This window comes from Syntrophaceticus schinkii, assembly GCF_000946815.1.
In the GTDB taxonomy this organism is placed as follows: domain Bacteria; phylum Bacillota; class DSM-12270; order Thermacetogeniales; family Thermacetogeniaceae; genus Syntrophaceticus; species Syntrophaceticus schinkii.
Window position 1 is genome coordinate 1 of the sequence record NZ_CDRZ01000258.1, and the last position, 17,705, is coordinate 17,705.

The following is a 17,705-nucleotide window of genomic DNA, read 5'->3' on the forward strand; positions in this document are numbered from 1 at the left end:
ATCAGAAGCACCTGTCAAACTCCTGTTCGTGCCTCCTGAACATTCTCTATCCCTGTTTTCCGGATAAAGGTCAACCCCTGCTCCCCAGTCCGGCGATCCCACGGGTAGTTAGGGGTACCGCTCTCAAACTTATCGGGCAAAAAGTCAGGCTGGTAAACCTGCTCTGACAAAGACCCGGTCCCCCCTTCGATGAAAGAACTGATCTCGAGCCCAGGCCTCATGTATAGCCCACCCGTTCCCTGGGCCCCAGCAGCCCTTTATGCCCGGTAAAGGCCAGGATATCGATCCTTTGCTTCTCCACATCCACCGGCAACACCCCCGCCGTTTGCGCAGCATCCACCATAAATAAAACCCCTTTGCGGTGGGCAATCTCTCCTACAGCATCTATAGGCATAATGGTACCGGTCAGATTTGATGCATGGAGCAGGCAGACAAGGCGGGTTCGTTCTGTGATCGCTTGCTCTATCTGAGAGGGATCAAGACTGCCGTCTGGTGCACACTGGACAGTGGTCACTTCCACACCCTTCTCTTGGAGAGCGTAAAGTGGACGGGCCACAGCATTGTGTTCCATACTGCTGGTAACAACATGATCACCTGGTCTAAGAAGGCCTTTGAGCCCGATGTTTATAGCTATTGTGACATTACCTGTAAAAACGATGCGTGAACTGTCCTCGATGTTGAATAACCCCGCCAGATCCTCCCGTGTTTGGAGCAGCATCTGTCCTGCAGCTACGGTTCTGCTGTGACTCCCCCTCCCCGGGCTTGCCCCTATCCTGCGATTAAACTTTTCTACCGCCTGATAGACACATTCAGGCTTCGGCCAGGAAGTAGCCGCATTGTCCAGATAAATCTCCTCTCCAATTTCCATGGTTTTGTCCTCCATCTAAAACTGTATATAGTTTCAAGTCACATCTTTGGTTGTTTCCGGTAATAAGCAGATCTATAACAATATGTTATAGTTTTATTTGCCTAATATAAATATTATGCACCCATTCCTGATATCCTGCCAGATTATCGATAACATTTTGTTATGTAATCAGTATAATGAAAACAGCGGCCGAAGTCATGTTATGTTGCGGAATTAGAGGAAGCGGTTCCTGATAATTTCCGACCTCCGACCTCTATTTTCAGTAGGGACGCAAATAATCTTTTAAAAAGTTATAAAATGCCTCTACCAGCGGGCTAATTACCTGATCACGCCGAGTGATAAAATAAAGACCTCTTTCCAGCGGCAGATCGTCGATAGGCAGTACAGCAATTTCTCCCGCTTTGATCCGGTTCTGCACAGCAAAACGGGATACAAGAGAGATACCCAGTCCTGCTGCAACAGCATTAATCACAGCCTCTGTACTACCCAATTCCAGTCGCGTTTTCAGACTGTCCGGAGCTATGCCTTTTTCTATTAACTTATTCTCAATGACAAGTCGTGTTCCAGAACCCGCTTCTCTAAATATCACTCGCTCTTCAAGGAAATCTTCCAGAGCAATTGATTTCTTTTTGGTTAATGGATGTTGACTGGATGCAATCACGACAAGTTCATCTTCAAAAATATGTTCCTGCTTCAGAACAGGGTTTTCTAGGATCACTCCGATCATCCCCGCCTCAATTTTTCCATCCTGGAGCAGCTGACCTATTTCTGTACTGTCGGCTATCTCAAGTTTTACCTTAACCTGAGAGTGAAGTGCTTGAAAACGGCCGAGAGCAGCAGGCAGTATATATTCCCCCGGAATTGAACTGGCACCCAGGAGTAAACTGCCGTATAGATCTTTTTGTAGGGCTTGTACATCAGCCAGACTTTCGTTAATTTTGGATAGGATCTGCTGGCTGTATTCATAAACCATTTTGCCGGCTTCCGTAACTTCCATATGCCGGCTCGTCCGATGAAGCAAAGATGTTCCATAATATTTCTCCAGTGAATTGAGTTGTTTGCTCACAGCGGGTTGGGTCAAATGCAGCACCCGCGCTGCCTTTGTAAGACTTTTTTTTATCAACAATAAGTATAAAAGTCTGTAACCAGGTTAAGTTCATAGCTACACCACACTTTCTTTCATGATTATTATTTATTTCTATCCTTCCATTAAAAAATCCTTTCTATCATTGAAGAACAGGTTTTTCTTAATATCAAAGTAGACCCGAGAAATGCAACAACTAACTAACCATTCACAAACGACCATTACAGCAGAGCTGTTCAGTTTCTAACGAATTCGAACCAACGACCAACTACTATATTAGTTGTCTGCCACTGCATGATCACTTAAAATAATAAACGAGGTGATTGCTATGCGCACCGGATATGTAGATCTCCCTTTACACGGGGGACATTGCCCCCCCTGGCTTTTCCAGCGCATGACTAAGCTGGGTCGGTCTCTGCTCATCATTCTGACCCGGGAGGAGGGTACATCAGGTGTACTGGAAAGACTGGCTGATCCCTTCTGGTTCCAGGCTCTGGGTTGCCTGCTCGGCTTTGACTGGCACTCATCTGGTCTGACCACAACCGTATGTGGCGCCCTCAAGGAAGGGCTGCGTGGGTGCGAAAGGGAACTTGGGCTCTTTATAGCTGGGGGAAAAGGTAAAACATCCCGTAAAACCCCCCAGGACATTATTACCTGTGCCGATAAGTACGGCCTCGCGGTACACCCTGACAAACTCGTCTATGCCAGCAGAATGAGCGCCAAGGTGGATAATACAGCTGTCCAGGATGGCTACCAGCTCTATCATCATACCTTTATTTTTACCGGCAAAGGGGATTGGGCTGTAGTTCAGCAGGGAATGAACACCGGCAGCAGGCGTGCCCGCCGCTACCACTGGCTGGGAAGCCGGGTGGATGATTTTGTTTACGAACCGCAGAACGCCATCTGCTGTGACCATCAAGAAAAAGAGGTCCTGAACCTGGTGGACCGGACAAGCTCAAACACTCGCCAAACAATCGCCTCACTAAGCTGCGCCAAGCCTGGTGAGATTGCAAAAGAATACAAGAAGCTGGTGCTCCCCTCACGGCATTCCCTGGACGAGAGAGACATCCAGCCTAAAAATTTGGAACGAATCCTGATAAAAACATACGAACAGCAGCCTGCTAATTTTGAAGGAGTGCTGTCCATTTCAGGAATCGGCCCCAAAAGCATCCGCGCCCTTTCCTTGATCTCAGAGCTGGCTTACGGGGCACGCCCCAGTTATGATGACCCGGCAAAATACAGCTTTGCCCACGGAGGAAAAGATGGTTACCCATACCCGGTCGACAAAAACGTTTACGATCAGTCTATATCTATTCTGGAGCAGGCCATCAAAGAGGCTAAGTTAGGGAGAGAAGAAAAGCTCAATGCCTTTAAAAGACTGCGGTTTATTGAGAATTCAATAAACCGTTAGCAATGTCCAGAAACATGACATTCCAACAACAATGGAGATACCTGCCGTCACCGGCAGCAGTAGAAATGGATCAGGAGAACTGTCCCCCTGATCTCTAAAAGAGATCACGAGTCATCGTCCCCCCGATCTCTCAATAACAAAACCAGGTACCCCTGTAAGATACCTGGTTGTTATCCCAACAGCAAGCAGTCCTATAAGCCGGGTTCTGTGCCTTCGTTACCGAAGGTGGTGATCATCTGTCTGGGACCCTGGTTACCCGGGGCCTCTAGCAACCTACCCGGAGGCGAAGCGGGCAGCTTCAATGCCTCCCTATTCGGTCTTGCTCCAGGTGGGGTTTACCTGGCCGGCCAGTCACCTGACCGCCGGTGCGCTCTTACCGTACCGTTGCACCCTTACCCAGCACCGCTGGGCGGTTTTCATTTCTGTGGCACTATTCCTTGGGGTCACCCCCACTGGGTGTTACCCAGCACCCTGCCCTGTGGAGCCCGGACTTTCCTCACGCACTGCCTTTCGGCATCTGTTACGCGCAATCACCCAGACTGCTTGCCTTTCTTTATTCAATTCTTTAATGGCTTAACGATTATAACACCATCCTGCCCTATATGCAAATTTGTGCAACTTTCCTCTACATGGAAGACTGATCACTGAGTTCGATGGCCTTCTGCACTTCTGCTTCCAGCTCTTCAGGCAGGCCCATGATCTTCACATTCAAGAAGCCCCGCACGATCATGGCTGTGGCTTCTTCTTCGGAAAAGCCGCGGGCCATGAGGTATTCGATCTCCTCCTGGGCGATCTTGCCTACTGCAGCCTCATGAGAGAGGTCCACACCATCCACCCGCGCTTCCAGTTCAGGAACAGCATAGATAACTCCCTCCGGGGAGAGCATCAAACCCTGGCACTCCAGGTGCCCTTTCACTCCCACCTGTTCACCCACCAGGTGGCCGCGGTTGACGATCCGTCCGCCCCTGGTCAGAGACCTGGCGATGATTTCAGCCTTGCTGTCTTCACCCTGCAAGACCACCCGGGATCCCACATCTAAATTGGAATTGGGGTACCCCACTATGATGGAATGGTACCTGGCCACACTGTTCTTTCCCTTCAAATAGGTGGTGGGATACATCTGCACAGTCCTCACCGGAGTCATACTGATGTAGTTGGACAGATAGGTGCCGCCATCCTCAACAACCGACACAGTGCGCGGCCGCACAACAACTTCCTCACCCCAGTTGTGCACCATTGTAAAGCTGAGTTTGGCATTTTTCTTAACATAAATTTCCGTGATCCCGATATGCATACCGGAACCGATATGGCGTCCTGTAGTACACCCTGTAATCAGGTGAAGATCTGCTCCCTCTTCGGCGATAATAATATTGTGGGCACTCTGCAGTAATCCTTCCTGAGCGATGAACATACATGCCTGGATAGGATAGACAGCTTTTACCCCCGGCAGTGCACGGATGAAGTAGCCGCCTTCCCCCTCCAACCCTGCTTTTGCCGTATACTTATCTGTATCGATCTCTACCAGATTCCAGTAGTAGTCTTGAAGCCAATCATATTTTTCCAGAGCGTCTGCAGTTCCCAAAACCTCCAGCCCTTCCTGAAAAACGCTGGCGTGAACCACAGTATTGTCTTCTAAAATAAAACTGCCTGTCCTCTCCTTCTCTGAGGTATCCACCCCGGCGATCAGCATATCCTCTTTATCTTCCTCTGCAAGCTCCTCCAGCTTATTCAGATACGGGTGTTCCTTTCCCCCGGCACTAAATTGATCCAGATCTATTTCCTCTCCCAGGGAAGCTTTTTTATTCAATGCCTGCTGTGCTTTGCGGCGTAATTGATCCTGCATTTCATTACCTCCTTATGCTAAACAACGGGTACAGTGAGCATATCCGTATTTATGAATACAGCCCAGCAGTTCCTGTGGGTTAAATCCACTGCATGAAAGCTGGCCATCATAAAGCACATGCCCCAGATCCGCGGGAACATAGTCAAGAATATATCCGGTGTGGGTAATAATGAGGCCTGCTTTGTTGCGCCCTTCCCTTATCTCCCGATGACAGCGTTCATTGCCGGGAAATTCCCCCTTCTGCAGCAGTTGATTGACAGCCTGTCCGATCAGTGCGATATTTTCCAGGTCAACCCCTGATTCAGGTTCATCCAGCAGTACAAAATTAGGGTTCTGTACCAGAAGCTGCAGCATTTCAGAACGCTTAACCTCTCCGCCGGAGAAACCGTAATTGACATCCCGCTCCAGGAAAGATTTCAGGCGCAGGGGTTCGGCCATTTGATCAATATCATTATCTTCCGGCCCGGTAGCCTTCAAGAGATCACCCAGTGACACTCCCCTCAGTACAGGAGGGCGCTGAAAGGCAATCCCGATCCCCATTTTTGCCCGTTCATGGACTGATAAGGAGGTAATATCCTCTCCTTTAAACAGGATTCTTCCACTTGTTACCTCAAATCTTGCAAAACCCATGATGGCTCCTAACAGGGTGGACTTGCCTGACCCATTGGGGCCAAAGAGCACATGGGTTTCCCCCGGTTTTATATGAAGGTTTACTCCTTTTAAAATAGGTTTATCCCCCACTGCCACATGAAGATCCTCTACTCTAAGCATCGCTGCCTCCCTCATTTCATAATCTAAACTATCTACAAAGATAAAATTCGTTATTATTGCCGAAAAACCTTCTCTAAGCTAAAAAACCCCGATCTCTATTATAACGAGATCGGGGGAAAATCTCCAATGAATAAACTACTAAAGCACAGTTGTTGCACCCCTGTAAATTAAACCCCTCATACTGTCCACAGTTATCGTACCGCCATCCTTTAATAGCTTGGTTGCCCCATCAACACCTACTACAGCAGGAATACCCAGATTTAAGCCGACAATTGCAGCATGAGAGGTGAGGCCACCTTCTTCGGTAATAATCGCCCCCGCATTCTGGATAGCGGCAACAAAATCCCGATCAGTGCTGGCAGCAACCAGAATATCCCCGGTCCGCACCTTTTCCAATGCCTCTTCCGGGGTTGAGCAAATTCTTACTTTGCCGATCACGGCGCGGTTCCCAATTCCAGTCCCACGGACCAGCACTTCACCGACAATATGTACTTTGATCAGGTTGGTGGTGCCTGGTACCCCAACGGGAACACCCGCGGTGATCACAAGTAAATCACCGCACTTGATCATCCCTTCAGCCAGGCTGGTATCCACTGCCTGTTTAATCATCTCATCTGTGCTCTGAATCTCCGCTACACCCAGTGGCCGTACCCCCCAAACAAGACACAGTTTCCTGATTACCCTCTCATCTGGGCTGACGGCGATAATGGGTGCCTTTGGTCTGTATTTGGAGACCATCCTTGCAGTAAAACCTGATTTTGTGGAAGTGATAATTGCAGCAGCCCCCAGATCCTGAGCAATTGTACAGGTTGCATGACTGATGGCATCAGTGGTTGTACGCGGCATTTCCGCTGTCCTTTTTAGAAGCAGGCTCTTGTAATCAAGTGCTTCTTCTGCTCGCTCTGCAATCCTGGCCATCATCCTGACGGCTTCCAGAGGGTATTTACCTGCTGCTGTCTCACCGGAAAGCATGACGGCATCTGTGCCATCAAAGATAGCATTGGCCACATCACTTGCCTCAGCCCTGGTGGGACGCGGGTTGCGGATCATAGAATCGAGCATCTGGGTGGCAGTAACAACCGGCTTCCCCACACGATTGCACTTTTCGATAATTTTCTTCTGGATAAGAGGAACCTCTTGAGCTGGGATAACAACACCCATATCACCCCTGGCTACCATGATCCCATTGGAAACCTTGATTATCTCCTCAAGATTGTTGACTCCTTCCTCATTTTCAATCTTGGAGATAATATGAATGTCAGCCTCCCGAGATTCCAGGATACGCCTGATTGCCAAAACATCACTGGCTCTCCGGACAAAGGAGGCAGCAATCAGATCAACGCCCTGATCAATGCCGAAATGGATGTCTTTGATATCTTTTTCAGTCAGTGCAGGCAGATCCAAAGTAACACCTGGGACATTGACATTTTTCTGATTCCCCAGTTCTCCCCCAATAATAACCTTACACTCGATCTCTGTATCAGTTGAAGAGACCACTTCCAGGTGCAGCATTCCATCGGCAATCATGATGGTGTCACCTGGAGCTACAGCGCGCGGAAGTTGGCTGTTGTTGATCGAAAAACGATTTGCATCACCAGTAATCTCTTCAGTGGTCACCATAACACGTAAGCCTTCTTTTAAGGTGATGCGATCCCCCTGCATATACCCTGTGCGAATCTCCGGCCCCTTGGTGTCCAGCATGATCGCCAGTACCTGCTGTGTTTCCGCGGCTGCCTGGCGCAGCCTCTTGATCCGCGCCTCATGCTCTTCATGAGTACCATGAGAAAAATTGAGGCGTGCCACATTCATGCCCGCTTCAATTAAGTTTTTCATAATCTCTAAAGAATCACTGGTTGGCCCAATCGTACACACAATCTTCGTTTTTCTCATCAAGGCCCTCCTTTTGTTAAATAGCGAGAATTGCCGCCAGTTCCCAGATGCTGCGGTCCAATTCTCTTTTCTGATCCAGCACTTCTTCCAGATCAACAGCAACCAGTTGTTGTGCCATAATCCCCACCATCTGTTTGCTGACACCTTCTCTGAGTAGATCTACGGCTTTTGCCCCCATGCGGCTGGCCAGCACCCGATCCATCGCAGTTGGCATGCCCCCGCGCTGTAGATGCCCGAGGATTGTGATGCGTGTCTCAAGTCCCGTCCTTCTTCTGATCTCCTCACCGACAGCCATCCCACCGGTGGCACCCTCTGCCACAACAATGATGCTGTGGAGTTTGCCGCGGTTCATGCCTCTCTGTAATTTAAAGATCACTTCATCCATATTTAGGGGTTCCTCAGGAATCAGAATCGATTCCGCACCCCCGGAAAGACCCGCAAAAAGGGCGATATGCCCTGTTTTTCGACCCATCACTTCGATAATAAAAACTCGCTCATGTGAAGTGGCTGTATCTCGTATTTTGTTGATGGCATCCACCACATTATTTACCGCTGTGTCAAAACCGATAGAAAGCTCGGTGCCTGTAAGATCATTATCAATGGTGGCCGGAATCCCAACCACTGTCATTCCGTATTCCGCCAGTGCAAGGGCGCCGTGCATCGACCCCTCTCCACCGATGACAACCAACCCATCGATGCCTTCATCCTGCAAATTTTTTAACGCCTCCCTCTGCCCCTGCTCTGTTTTGAACTCCTCACAGCGCGCAGTATGCAGGAAGGTACCCCCGCGGTGAATAATGTCAGCCACAGACCCCAGGGAAAAGCGGACAAACTCTTTCTTTAACAGACCCAAAAATCCTCTCCTGATTCCAACAACTTGCAGGCCGTGATAGATCCCCTTCCGTACTATTGCTCTCACAGCGGCGTTCATGCCCGGTGCATCACCACCGCTTGTCAGCACACCGATTCGGTTTACTCTATGCAAAGAACTCACACCTTTTTGTGGATCAGGGATCAGGGAGACGGTTCTTCTGATCCAAAACTACATTTTACATCATAAAGATATTTTCCCCTTCTATCTTGATGCCTATGCCAATTACTATGGACAATAAGCATTAATAAAATACCTGCGGTTATCAATTGCCGCAGGTAGTACTACATGCAGTGTGTCCTCTTTTACTCAGGATATAAGATACCATGATGCCCATTTTGAAATGCTCCCACGGCTAAACTCGTGGGATTCAGCTTCATTAGAAGGATGCCAGGCATTACAAGTTCGTCTTCTTTGATCAGATTACAACCATGCCGGCTAAAATCTCATGTGCTTCCTCTGCTTCTAACTCCGGCACCAGGATTTCTACCGCCCCCCCATTTCTAGAATGGGGAAAACCGGTAGGACGAAGTGTAACCATCAAACCCTCAGCTATTAATATTTCTTTTAGTGACTCGGCGCGCGCCAGATTAGACGCAATATAAACTACTGTCCACATGAATTTTGGTTCCCCCCTTCCAAAATTCTTGCGGTTAATCAGTTCGCCCTGCTATGAAAAGATTCCTTCTTTTTGACCCTGGCAAATAAATCACTTGACTTCAGTGTCAATTGTTCCATGCCTGGTGTAGATAACAGCACGGCCACGCACCTTGATCGCTGATGTGTCTTCAGTAAACTGTGCGATCATCACTTCACCCTGGTCAAGCTTCTCAGTATGGTGAAACTTGGTGTCCTTCCCGCGGGTGAGCCCTATAATTGTTACCCCATTTTCCAGAGCCTTGATCGCTATATATTCAGCCTGCACAACATTACGAACATCCATACGACAAACCCCCTTCTTCTTTATAATGAAAAATACTTAGCCCTTAACTCTGAAAACTGTTTCCCGTTGTATAAGATACCGTCCCGGGTAAACCAGGCCGCTTAATCCAAAGTTACTCTATGGTATTTAGAGTAATTCACAAAAGTATTTCCAACGACCAACCTGAAATACAGAAGTCGGAAGCCTGAGGTCTGAAGTCTGAGGGGTAAGAGGGAACTGTTTGCGTATCAGCGTAAGGTTTTTGTGGCCACCCCTTTTTAATGAACAAAGCAATCTTTTGACTTCTCCGACGATTAACCACTAAACTGACCCCCTTGCACGTGCGGAAATACACAGAAACCAACGACCAACGACTAACGACCAATGGACTAACTTACTAACTACTAACTACTATTTCCCTATCTTCTTCTAATAGTTTGGTCAAGAATTCGGAATCCTTATCAAGATAATAACACGAACCCGGCCCACATAACTCCTCAACCAGGTAGATAAGCCCTGGTACTTTATCTACTCCAAAGGATCGGCCAGCCTGGATCAATGTCTCCTCTTCAACAAAATAAAACAGGATCGGATTTACTCCGCGGTACTGCACAAGAAGCTCACGCAGTTTTTCCAGAACCTCAGGTGTAATAAATGCATATGAGTTAATTCTGATATAAAGAAAGCAGTCGGGTTCCACATGCCCCGGCACCAGGGGTTTTACACCCTCTCCGAAGATCCGGCAGGAATCATCCTGGATGCTGACACGCCCATCAACAAGGATCAGGGCATCCTCCCGCAGACAGGAAATATCCTCCGGATTTTTGGGTGGGAAGAAGATGACATCCACACTTCCCCCTTTATCCTCCAATGTAAAATAGATTACCCCATTACCCCGTTTCGTAGTACCGCGCCTGCATGAAGTAGCCATACCCCCTACCCTGACCCGCGCCCTATCTCTATATCTACCCAGTTCTGCAATCCTGGTTTTTGCCCTCTTGGCCAGGATATGCTCATAGCCATCCAGCGGGTGGCCGCTGACATAAAAACCTAAGACCTCTTTCTCCCGGGCCAGGAGTTCCTGTTTGGGGTATTCATCAATCGACGGCAGGTTCTGCTGAACTTGCTGTTGCTGTGGTTCTTCAAAGATGTCAAAAAGGGATACCTGCCCGGATAACTGGGATTCTTTATCTTTCTTATCTGCCTGTGCATTTTCTATGCATTCATCGAGCACTGCCATCAGCTGAGACCTGAAAGCCCCCAATGAACTGAAAGCCCCGCACAGAATCAGACTTTCTATCACCCGTTTATTTACCTGTCGCAGATCCACTCGCTGGCAAAAATCATCCAGTGACTGGAAGGAACCCCCCTGTTTTCTGGCAGCAATGATCGCCTGAACAGCCCCCTCACCCACATTCTTGACCGCAGCAAGCCCAAATCTAATATATTTATCTCCTACAACTGTGAAGTTCTCCAGAGACTCGTTCACATCAGGAGGCAAAATCTCAATCTTCAACCTGCGGCACTCCTGGATATAATAAGAGACCTTGTCCGAATTGTTCCGAAAGCTTGTCAGCATAGCTGCCATAAAGGCCACAGGATAGTGTGCCTTCAAGTAGGCGGTCTGGTAAGCGATAAAGGCATAAGCAGCAGAATGGCTTTTATTGAAACCGTAACCGGCAAAGTGCTCCATCAGCTCAAAGATCTCCGCTGCCTTCCGGGAATCCACATCGTGTTCCCGAGAACCGTTAAGGAAGTTCTCCTTCATTGCTGACAGCACTTCCGGTTTTTTCTTCCCCATAGCTCTGCGCAGGGAATCGGCCTCTGCCATGGAGAACCCCGCCAGATCACAGGAGATCTGCATTACCTGCTCCTGATAAAGAATTACTCCATATGTTTCTTTCAAAATGGCTTCCAGGGCAGGGTGTGGATACTCTACCCTGGTTTCACCGTTTTTTCTGCTGATAAAGTCATCTACCATTCCACTCCCCAGGGGACCTGGACGGTAAAGCGCTACCAAAGCGATGAGGTCTTCAAACCGCTGCGGTTTCATATTCTTCAAGATATGACGCATCCCTGTGCTTTCCAGCTGAAAAACACCACTTGTTTCCCCGGAGGATAACAGCTCATAGGTTTGTTTGTCATCCAGGGGAAAGTGATCCGGATCCAGTCTTTCTTGATACTGAGACTCAATGGTCTGCAAGGCATCCCCGATCACAGTGAGTGTGCGCAGCCCCAGGAAATCCATTTTTAACAGGCCAATCTCCTCTACGGTCTCTTTAGGAAACTGGGTAATCAGTGCACCCCCATTCTTCTGGAGGGGTAAAAAATTTACCAGGGGTTCACTGGAAATCACAATCCCGGCAGCATGTGTTGAAGCATGTCGTGGCATCCCTTCAATACCCTGGGCGAGATCCAGGAGCTGTTTTACCTCTGGGTCACTATCATAAAGCTGCTTGAGCTCCGGGGTCTGGACGGCCTTCTCCAATGTGACCCCTAATTCTTCGGGAACGAGTTTGGCAATCCGATCCACCTCTGACAGGGGAAGGTTTAAGACACGCCCAACATCCCTGATCGCTGCCCGGGCCATCATGGTTCCAAAGGTAATGATCTGAGCCACATGGTCATCCCCATATTTGGAGATCACATAATCGATCACTTCCTCACGGCGCTCATAACAGAAGTCGATATCGATATCAGGCATGCTGACACGGTCGGGGTTGAGAAAACGCTCAAAGAGAAGCCCATATTTTAATGGGTCAATATTGGTGATCCCCAGTGAGTATGCTACAAGTGAACCCGCCGCGGAACCGCGACCAGGACCCACTGGAACCTCACGTGTGCGCGCCCAGTTGACAAAATCCTGAACGATTAAAAAGTAACCGGAAAAGCCCATATGCTGAATAACTCGCAGTTCATAGGCCAGCCTCTCTTTGGCCTCTTGTGACACTCCATCGGGATACCTTTTGGAGATCCCTTCTTCACAAAGCTTTCTCAGGTAAGAATCCAAATCATACTCAGCAGGAACCTGAAATTCCGGCAGGTGCATCTCGCTGAAATCAAACTCCACATGACAGCGGTCAGCAATCTCTCTTGTTCTCCTCAGGGCATCCAGGTCATTGGGGAACAGGGAGGCCATCTCCTGTGGTGACTTCAGATAAAACTCCTGTCCGGTGAAGCGGAGGCGGTTTTCATCTTGTAGTGTCTTTCCTGTCTGGATGCAGAGCAGAACATCATGGATGCGGGCATCCTCTCTCCGCAGATAGTGGGCGTCATTGGTAACAACAAGCGGTATTCCCGTCTCCTGTGAGAGCTTTCGCAGAGCCTCATTGACCATCCGCTGTTCAGGCAAATGGTGATCCATCATCTCCAGGAAATAATTATCCCTACCGAAGATCTCCCTGTACTCACAGGCGACATTTCTGGCTTTTTCATAATCCCCATCGAGGATTAACCTTGGGATCTCCCCGGCCATACAAGCACTTAAAGCAATAATCCCTTTATTATTCTGTGCTAAAAGTTCTCTGTCAGCCCTGGGCTTATAGTAGAAACCATCCAGGTAGGCATTGGATACAATAGAGAGCAAATTCTTATATCCTTGTTCATTTTCAGCCAGGAGTACCAGGTGATTGAGGGTATCATCGATGTGGGCCTCTTTATCAAAACGGGTGCGCGGTGCCATATATACTTCACAACCCAGCACCGGGTTAATACCCGCCTTTTTCGCCAGTTTATAAAAATCGATCACACCGTACATCACACCGTGGTCTGTAAGAGCGATGGAAGGCATCTCATATTCAACTGCCATCTGTACCAGATTCTGAAGTCGGGATGCCCCATCCAGCAGGCTGTATTCACTGTGTACATGTAGGTGAACAAAATCCGCGGTCATCTTAGTTCGCTCCATTCATGAAGAAAATACCTGTAAACGCAGCTAGAAATACAAGAACATGTTCAAGGAAGTTATTGATCAACTCCAGGGGAATTCAACAGGTTCCGGTTCTGCCTGCGCGCCCCGGTTTAAGGAAATTGAGCAACTCTAGGGGGATTCAAACACCGGTTCTACCTGTACACCCCAGTTTAAGAAAGTTATTAATATACTCCAGGGGTTTCTGTCCCGTCTTTTTGAGGTGGGCCAAGTCTGGTCATCATATCACCACAGATGGGGAGAAGTAAGATCCCCCTTCAAAATGAAGCGCTATAATTCTGCCAACAGTTTAACATAAGCTTCCTGGTGATACAAGTTTCCCCCGGTGGTTTAAGACAGCAGGTGAGATGTTGGAAGGGGAGGACCCATTGGAATGGATCTCTGTTTGGGATTGGTCTCAACACCTCTCATTATCTGAATCTGAATTCATCCAAATCCATCTGAATTCATCTGAATTCATCTGACACCGGCCTCTTCTTTTTTTTCATCATCTGATAATACCCTACATTCCCGGGGTCGAGGGTTAGGAGGCAGCAGGCTATTCTCCTTTTTCTATCCCTCTGATAATACCGCTAAAAAAATAAAACCTTCTCTTGAACAAAAAAATGTCGAAGGTCGAAGATGCGATAATATTAAAAATGGTCGGGATGACTGGATTTGAACCAGCGGCCTCACGGTCCCGAACCGTGCGCTCTAGCCAAACTGAGCTACATCCCGAGCTCTGCTGAAATCTATTTTACTTCTTTTCATCAAACCAGTCAAGCACACCTTGAGCCGTTCACTGCTGACGCACAAAAGTATTTACCGAGTACAAGGTACATCCCAGGTACCTGTCACCATTTTGGCGAACTTGTATATTTGTATATATCATCTTCCACTGCTGATGACTTTTAACATATTTCTCATCACCAAGAACCTACCTGACCATGTTTTACATGTTTACCAACTCGGCCACACGACTTAGCAGGATTGAAAGGTAAAATATGTCATTTACCGCAAGGCCATATCTATATCAGTACTATTACAAGATTATATATAAAGGTTTTTACAGATATTAAGATGTACTACAAAACATCCTGTTTTGTGACGTTATTTGTTATGAACATCGACAGGAATGGACAGCTTACTGATCTCACCTTCGCTATAATGATAAAGGGAGGTGCTTTTTTTGGTATCAAAAGAAAAAACAGGTTTTATTTGCGATGGACAACTGCTTATCTATATCGTTTATAGCTCTGAAGATTTCGAGGATCTTTGGGGTGGTGGCCTAAATGAATATAAAGATTTTTTATTAGCTCGCCAGCGGGAGTTCCAGCAGTGGCAGGAAGAACACTTTGGTGCCTGGATTGTCCTGGTACCCTTCGATAAACATGACTATTCCGACTGGCTGAAAAAAAACCCGATCCGTCGCTATTACCGCGACAAACATGCCTCCTGGGCACTATGGGTTGCCCAAAACCCCAAGCACCTGGAAAATATCCGTGCGCGTCATCCACTGCAGCACTATATATTAAAGGACGAATCCCTTAAAGCTCTTCTTTTTGGCTGGTTTCTTCCTGTTATTGTACCTAACGCTTCCAGTATGCGCCTGCTGAAACGCCCACTGCCCCAGGATTTGATCTATCAAATCAGACAGGAAATTATCTCCCAAATTCTACAGCCACTTCCGGACTTCCGTCGCACCTCTTACCTGCGTGGCAGTGGTGTAACCATACTGCCCGGTGATCGGCTTGTATACCCAAATGTAATTGACAGGATCAGTGAACAGATTGAACAATCCCTGATAACTACACAGGAAAACACTTCTCCCTCTTACATAAATATCTCTGACTCAAATCATATTTCAATTAATCCATATTGGTGCTACCCGCGGATAGCAATTTTATGTCTTCCCCTGCTTATATTGGGATGTGCCTTCGACTGTGAAACTGTGACTGTTAGGCTGAGCAGAGCAGAGTGCAGTGACCTCCCACTCAAGATCTGGAAGGACTACTTTCACAACTTCGATGTAGAGCTTTATCCAGGCAGGGGTGCTGATTTCGCCATAGCAGGCTTTACAAAACACATCCACAATGAAATCAAAAGAGACCTACCCCTGGACAAAGAACTCAGCCAACCACAGCGACCAGAATACATCATGCGCATAAAATAAGTGGCCCAAATTAGGGGCCAGGTTGCTTTATTGTTTTATCGCACTCGACACTAAGCCCTCTACATTTCATGAAGTTTAAACCACCTTTTCTAAATGAAAAAGGACACCCCGGATTTTACCTAAGTGCCCTTAATTATTTCATCGTTCAGTCTACACCAGGCGTACCAATGCCACTACCAGCACCACCGCGCCAAGCAAAAATCGGTACCAGACAAAAGGAAGATAATTTTTCGTCTGCACATATCTTAAAAGGAAGCCGATGCTGGCTACCCCGGCGATGGCAGAAACGAGTATTCCGATCAAAAAAGAGGCATTTACCATACCCGGGTTTGCTATGATATCAGGCAGCTTGATCAGGCCAGCCCCGAAGATGACCGGTGCTGACAGAAGAAAGGAAAAGCGTGCTGCACCCTCACGGGTAAGGCCGAAAAGCAGTCCTGTAGTCATGGTGATTCCAGAGCGGGAGACACCTGGAATAATGGCCAAAGCCTGGGAAACACCGATCAGCAGACTCTGCCCCAGGCTGATCTTCTTTACATCAGTCAGTTTCCTTCCCCTGCGGTCAGCCCAATAAAGGATCACACCCAGCAGGATCAGCATGGTCGCAATCAGGACAGGGTTGCGAAAAACCGTCTCTGCTTTTTCTTCCAGTAGAAAACCGATCAAGGCACCTGGTATCGTTGCTATCACCAGATACCAGAAGAGACGTCCCTCTGTGGTTTTGGTGCCGCGAAGCCCCCCCCCTGATTAAATCAACCCAGTCTCTCCAAAAATAAGCGATCACAGCAACCAGTGTTCCAAGATGAAGAGCAATATCAAATGTCAGTCCCGGATCGTGCCACCGAAAAAGCCATGGCACCAACACCAGGTGCGCCGAACTGGAGATGGGCAAAAACTCCCCAAGACCCTGCACAATGCCCATCACCACAGCCTGCCAGATTGTCACAAAAACTACCTCCTATCAACTTGTCTATTCACAGAATATAAATTAATTCTTTGTCAATACTCAATTACCTGCTTTTTAACGAATGCGCCGCACCCGGCTTGCTCCTTGCTTCATCTCCATCAGGTAGGCAATATCTGCAGAGTCAGCCAGGTGCTGGTTATGGGAGACCATGATCACCTGGCGCCCCAGGGATTGGCTGAAACCCTTTAAGAACTGCGCCAGCTGTGGGGAATATTCCACAGAGACATGCTTCCCGGGCTCATCCAGGATTGCAGGGCCCCCTACCGGCGGCCGAAAGGCATGCAGTAAAGCAAGACGCAGGGCAAGAGAAATGACATCCACAACCCCTCCTCCCCGGGCATCCTCGGGAGTGGTCTCCACTTTATAATCCCCTTCGTAAGTAGAGCAGACAAAAAACTCCGCTTCCGGGCGGTCGCGCTTTTCCTCCACCACCACCTTGAACTCCATATCTGCTCCAAAAACAAACTGCAGGGCCTGGGTAACCAAGAGTTCTACCTGGCGGCGTCCCTGTTCCCTGGCGTGTTTAGCTGCCTCCAGCAGCAGAAGGCGCACCTGTTCCAGGCACTCCCCTTCCTCATGTATCTCTTTAAGACTCTCCTGAAGAGATGCCTGCTTCTCCAGAATTTTGCGCTCCTCACCCCGCTGCCTGTAATAAACTGCCTTCAGCTGTTCAAGACTCCCTTTCAGGGCAACAAGGTCGTCTTTCACCGCGAACGCTCCTTTTCCAGGAGGTCCCAGGGGATCAGCTTACCGGTCTCCTTCAGCAAATTATCCATCTCCTCTTTCAGAGAAGAGATCTTAGCTGCCAATTCCTCCGGTTTAACCCCGTGCTCTGCTGCTTTCTGGTAGAGCTTTTCCCTCTGCTGCTCCAGCAGTTCTTTTTGGCTCAAAGCCCGCTCCCTCAAGTCACGGGATCTGCGCAGGGCATCCTTGAGGTAATTGATTTGCTTTTCATACTGGATCTGCTCCTTCGCTCCTGCCAAAATCGCACCCCTCCC

General features: G+C 48.3%; 14 protein-coding genes, 1 tRNA gene, 1 other RNA gene and 1 pseudogene. 2 read left to right on the forward strand and 15 right to left on the reverse strand.

The window, feature by feature from the left end:
• Nucleotides 1-14: 14 nt before the first annotated feature.
• The 3 genes from SSCH_RS19450 to SSCH_RS11735 all read right to left on the reverse strand — a co-directional run bounded on the left by SSCH_RS19450 (nt 15) and on the right by SSCH_RS11735 (nt 1,994).
• Nucleotides 15-170, reverse strand: coding sequence for a hypothetical protein (locus SSCH_RS19450; RefSeq protein WP_198142429.1), 156 nt, complete (start codon nt 168-170; stop codon nt 15-17).
• A 47-nt stretch (nt 171-217) separates the two neighbouring features.
• Nucleotides 218-868, reverse strand: coding sequence for an aminotransferase class V-fold PLP-dependent enzyme (locus SSCH_RS11730; RefSeq protein ID WP_052835601.1), 651 nt, complete (start codon nt 866-868; stop codon nt 218-220).
• Between the two features lie 259 nt (nt 869-1,127).
• Nucleotides 1,128-1,994, reverse strand: a complete 867-nt coding sequence (locus SSCH_RS11735) for a selenium metabolism-associated LysR family transcriptional regulator (protein WP_052835602.1) — start codon at nt 1,992-1,994, stop codon at nt 1,128-1,130.
• A 286-nt stretch (nt 1,995-2,280) separates the two neighbouring features.
• Between SSCH_RS11735 and SSCH_RS11740 the strand changes: the two genes are divergently transcribed.
• Entirely contained in the window at nt 2,281-3,363 is a 1,083-nt protein-coding gene (locus SSCH_RS11740; protein WP_044665625.1) for a DUF763 domain-containing protein, read from the forward strand.
• 178 nt (nt 3,364-3,541) lie between these two features.
• Here the strand turns inward: SSCH_RS11740 and rnpB are convergent.
• The 9 genes from rnpB to SSCH_RS11785 all read right to left on the reverse strand — a co-directional run bounded on the left by rnpB (nt 3,542) and on the right by SSCH_RS11785 (nt 14,305).
• An RNA gene (gene rnpB / locus SSCH_RS16890) (RNase P RNA component class A) lies at nt 3,542-3,909 on the reverse strand.
• A 79-nt stretch (nt 3,910-3,988) separates the two neighbouring features.
• Nucleotides 3,989-5,206, reverse strand: coding sequence for a SufB/SufD family protein (locus tag SSCH_RS11750; protein WP_044665627.1), 1,218 nt, complete (start codon nt 5,204-5,206; stop codon nt 3,989-3,991).
• Between the two features lie 12 nt (nt 5,207-5,218).
• Nucleotides 5,219-5,977, reverse strand: coding sequence for an ABC transporter ATP-binding protein (locus SSCH_RS11755; RefSeq protein WP_044665628.1), 759 nt, complete (start codon nt 5,975-5,977; stop codon nt 5,219-5,221).
• Between the two features lie 138 nt (nt 5,978-6,115).
• Nucleotides 6,116-7,867, reverse strand: a complete 1,752-nt coding sequence (pyk, locus tag SSCH_RS11760; RefSeq protein ID WP_044665629.1) for a pyruvate kinase — start codon at nt 7,865-7,867, stop codon at nt 6,116-6,118.
• Nucleotides 7,868-7,883: 16 nt separating this feature from the next.
• The gene (gene pfkA / locus SSCH_RS11765) at nt 7,884-8,852 is read right to left on the reverse strand and encodes a 6-phosphofructokinase (RefSeq protein ID WP_269746197.1); all 969 of its coding nucleotides are present in this window, start codon (nt 8,850-8,852) and stop codon (nt 7,884-7,886) included.
• Nucleotides 8,853-9,156: 304 nt separating this feature from the next.
• Nucleotides 9,157-9,357 carry a DUF2007 domain-containing protein gene (locus SSCH_RS11770; protein WP_044665630.1) on the reverse strand — a complete coding sequence of 67 codons (201 nt, stop codon included), beginning with the start codon at nt 9,355-9,357 and terminating at the stop codon, nt 9,157-9,159.
• A 90-nt stretch (nt 9,358-9,447) separates the two neighbouring features.
• Nucleotides 9,448-9,681, reverse strand: coding sequence for a trp RNA-binding attenuation protein MtrB (gene mtrB / locus SSCH_RS11775; RefSeq protein WP_044665631.1), 234 nt, complete (start codon nt 9,679-9,681; stop codon nt 9,448-9,450).
• Nucleotides 9,682-10,057: 376 nt separating this feature from the next.
• Nucleotides 10,058-13,567, reverse strand: coding sequence for a DNA polymerase III subunit alpha (locus tag SSCH_RS11780; RefSeq protein ID WP_232294417.1), 3,510 nt, complete (start codon nt 13,565-13,567; stop codon nt 10,058-10,060).
• Nucleotides 13,568-14,227: 660 nt separating this feature from the next.
• Nucleotides 14,228-14,305, reverse strand: a tRNA-Pro gene (locus SSCH_RS11785).
• Nucleotides 14,306-14,756: 451 nt separating this feature from the next.
• Between SSCH_RS11785 and SSCH_RS11790 the strand changes: the two genes are divergently transcribed.
• On the forward strand, nt 14,757-15,740 hold the full coding sequence (locus SSCH_RS11790; protein ID WP_044665633.1) for a hypothetical protein: 984 nt from the start codon (nt 14,757-14,759) through the stop codon (nt 15,738-15,740).
• A gap of 150 nt (nt 15,741-15,890) precedes the next feature.
• Here SSCH_RS11790 and uppP read toward each other — a convergent pair.
• From uppP to SSCH_RS11805, 3 genes and pseudogenes are all read right to left on the reverse strand, one after another.
• Nucleotides 15,891-16,662, reverse strand: a pseudogene (gene uppP / locus SSCH_RS11795) (undecaprenyl-diphosphatase UppP).
• A gap of 99 nt (nt 16,663-16,761) precedes the next feature.
• Nucleotides 16,762-17,415, reverse strand: a complete 654-nt coding sequence (locus tag SSCH_RS11800; protein WP_044665634.1) for a P-loop NTPase family protein — start codon at nt 17,413-17,415, stop codon at nt 16,762-16,764.
• A complete protein-coding gene (locus tag SSCH_RS11805) occupies nt 17,412-17,690 on the reverse strand; it encodes a hypothetical protein (protein WP_052835603.1) in 279 nt (92 codons plus the stop codon). The genes SSCH_RS11800 and SSCH_RS11805 overlap by 4 nt, the downstream gene beginning before the upstream one ends.
• Between the last annotated feature and the right edge of the window lie 15 nt (nt 17,691-17,705).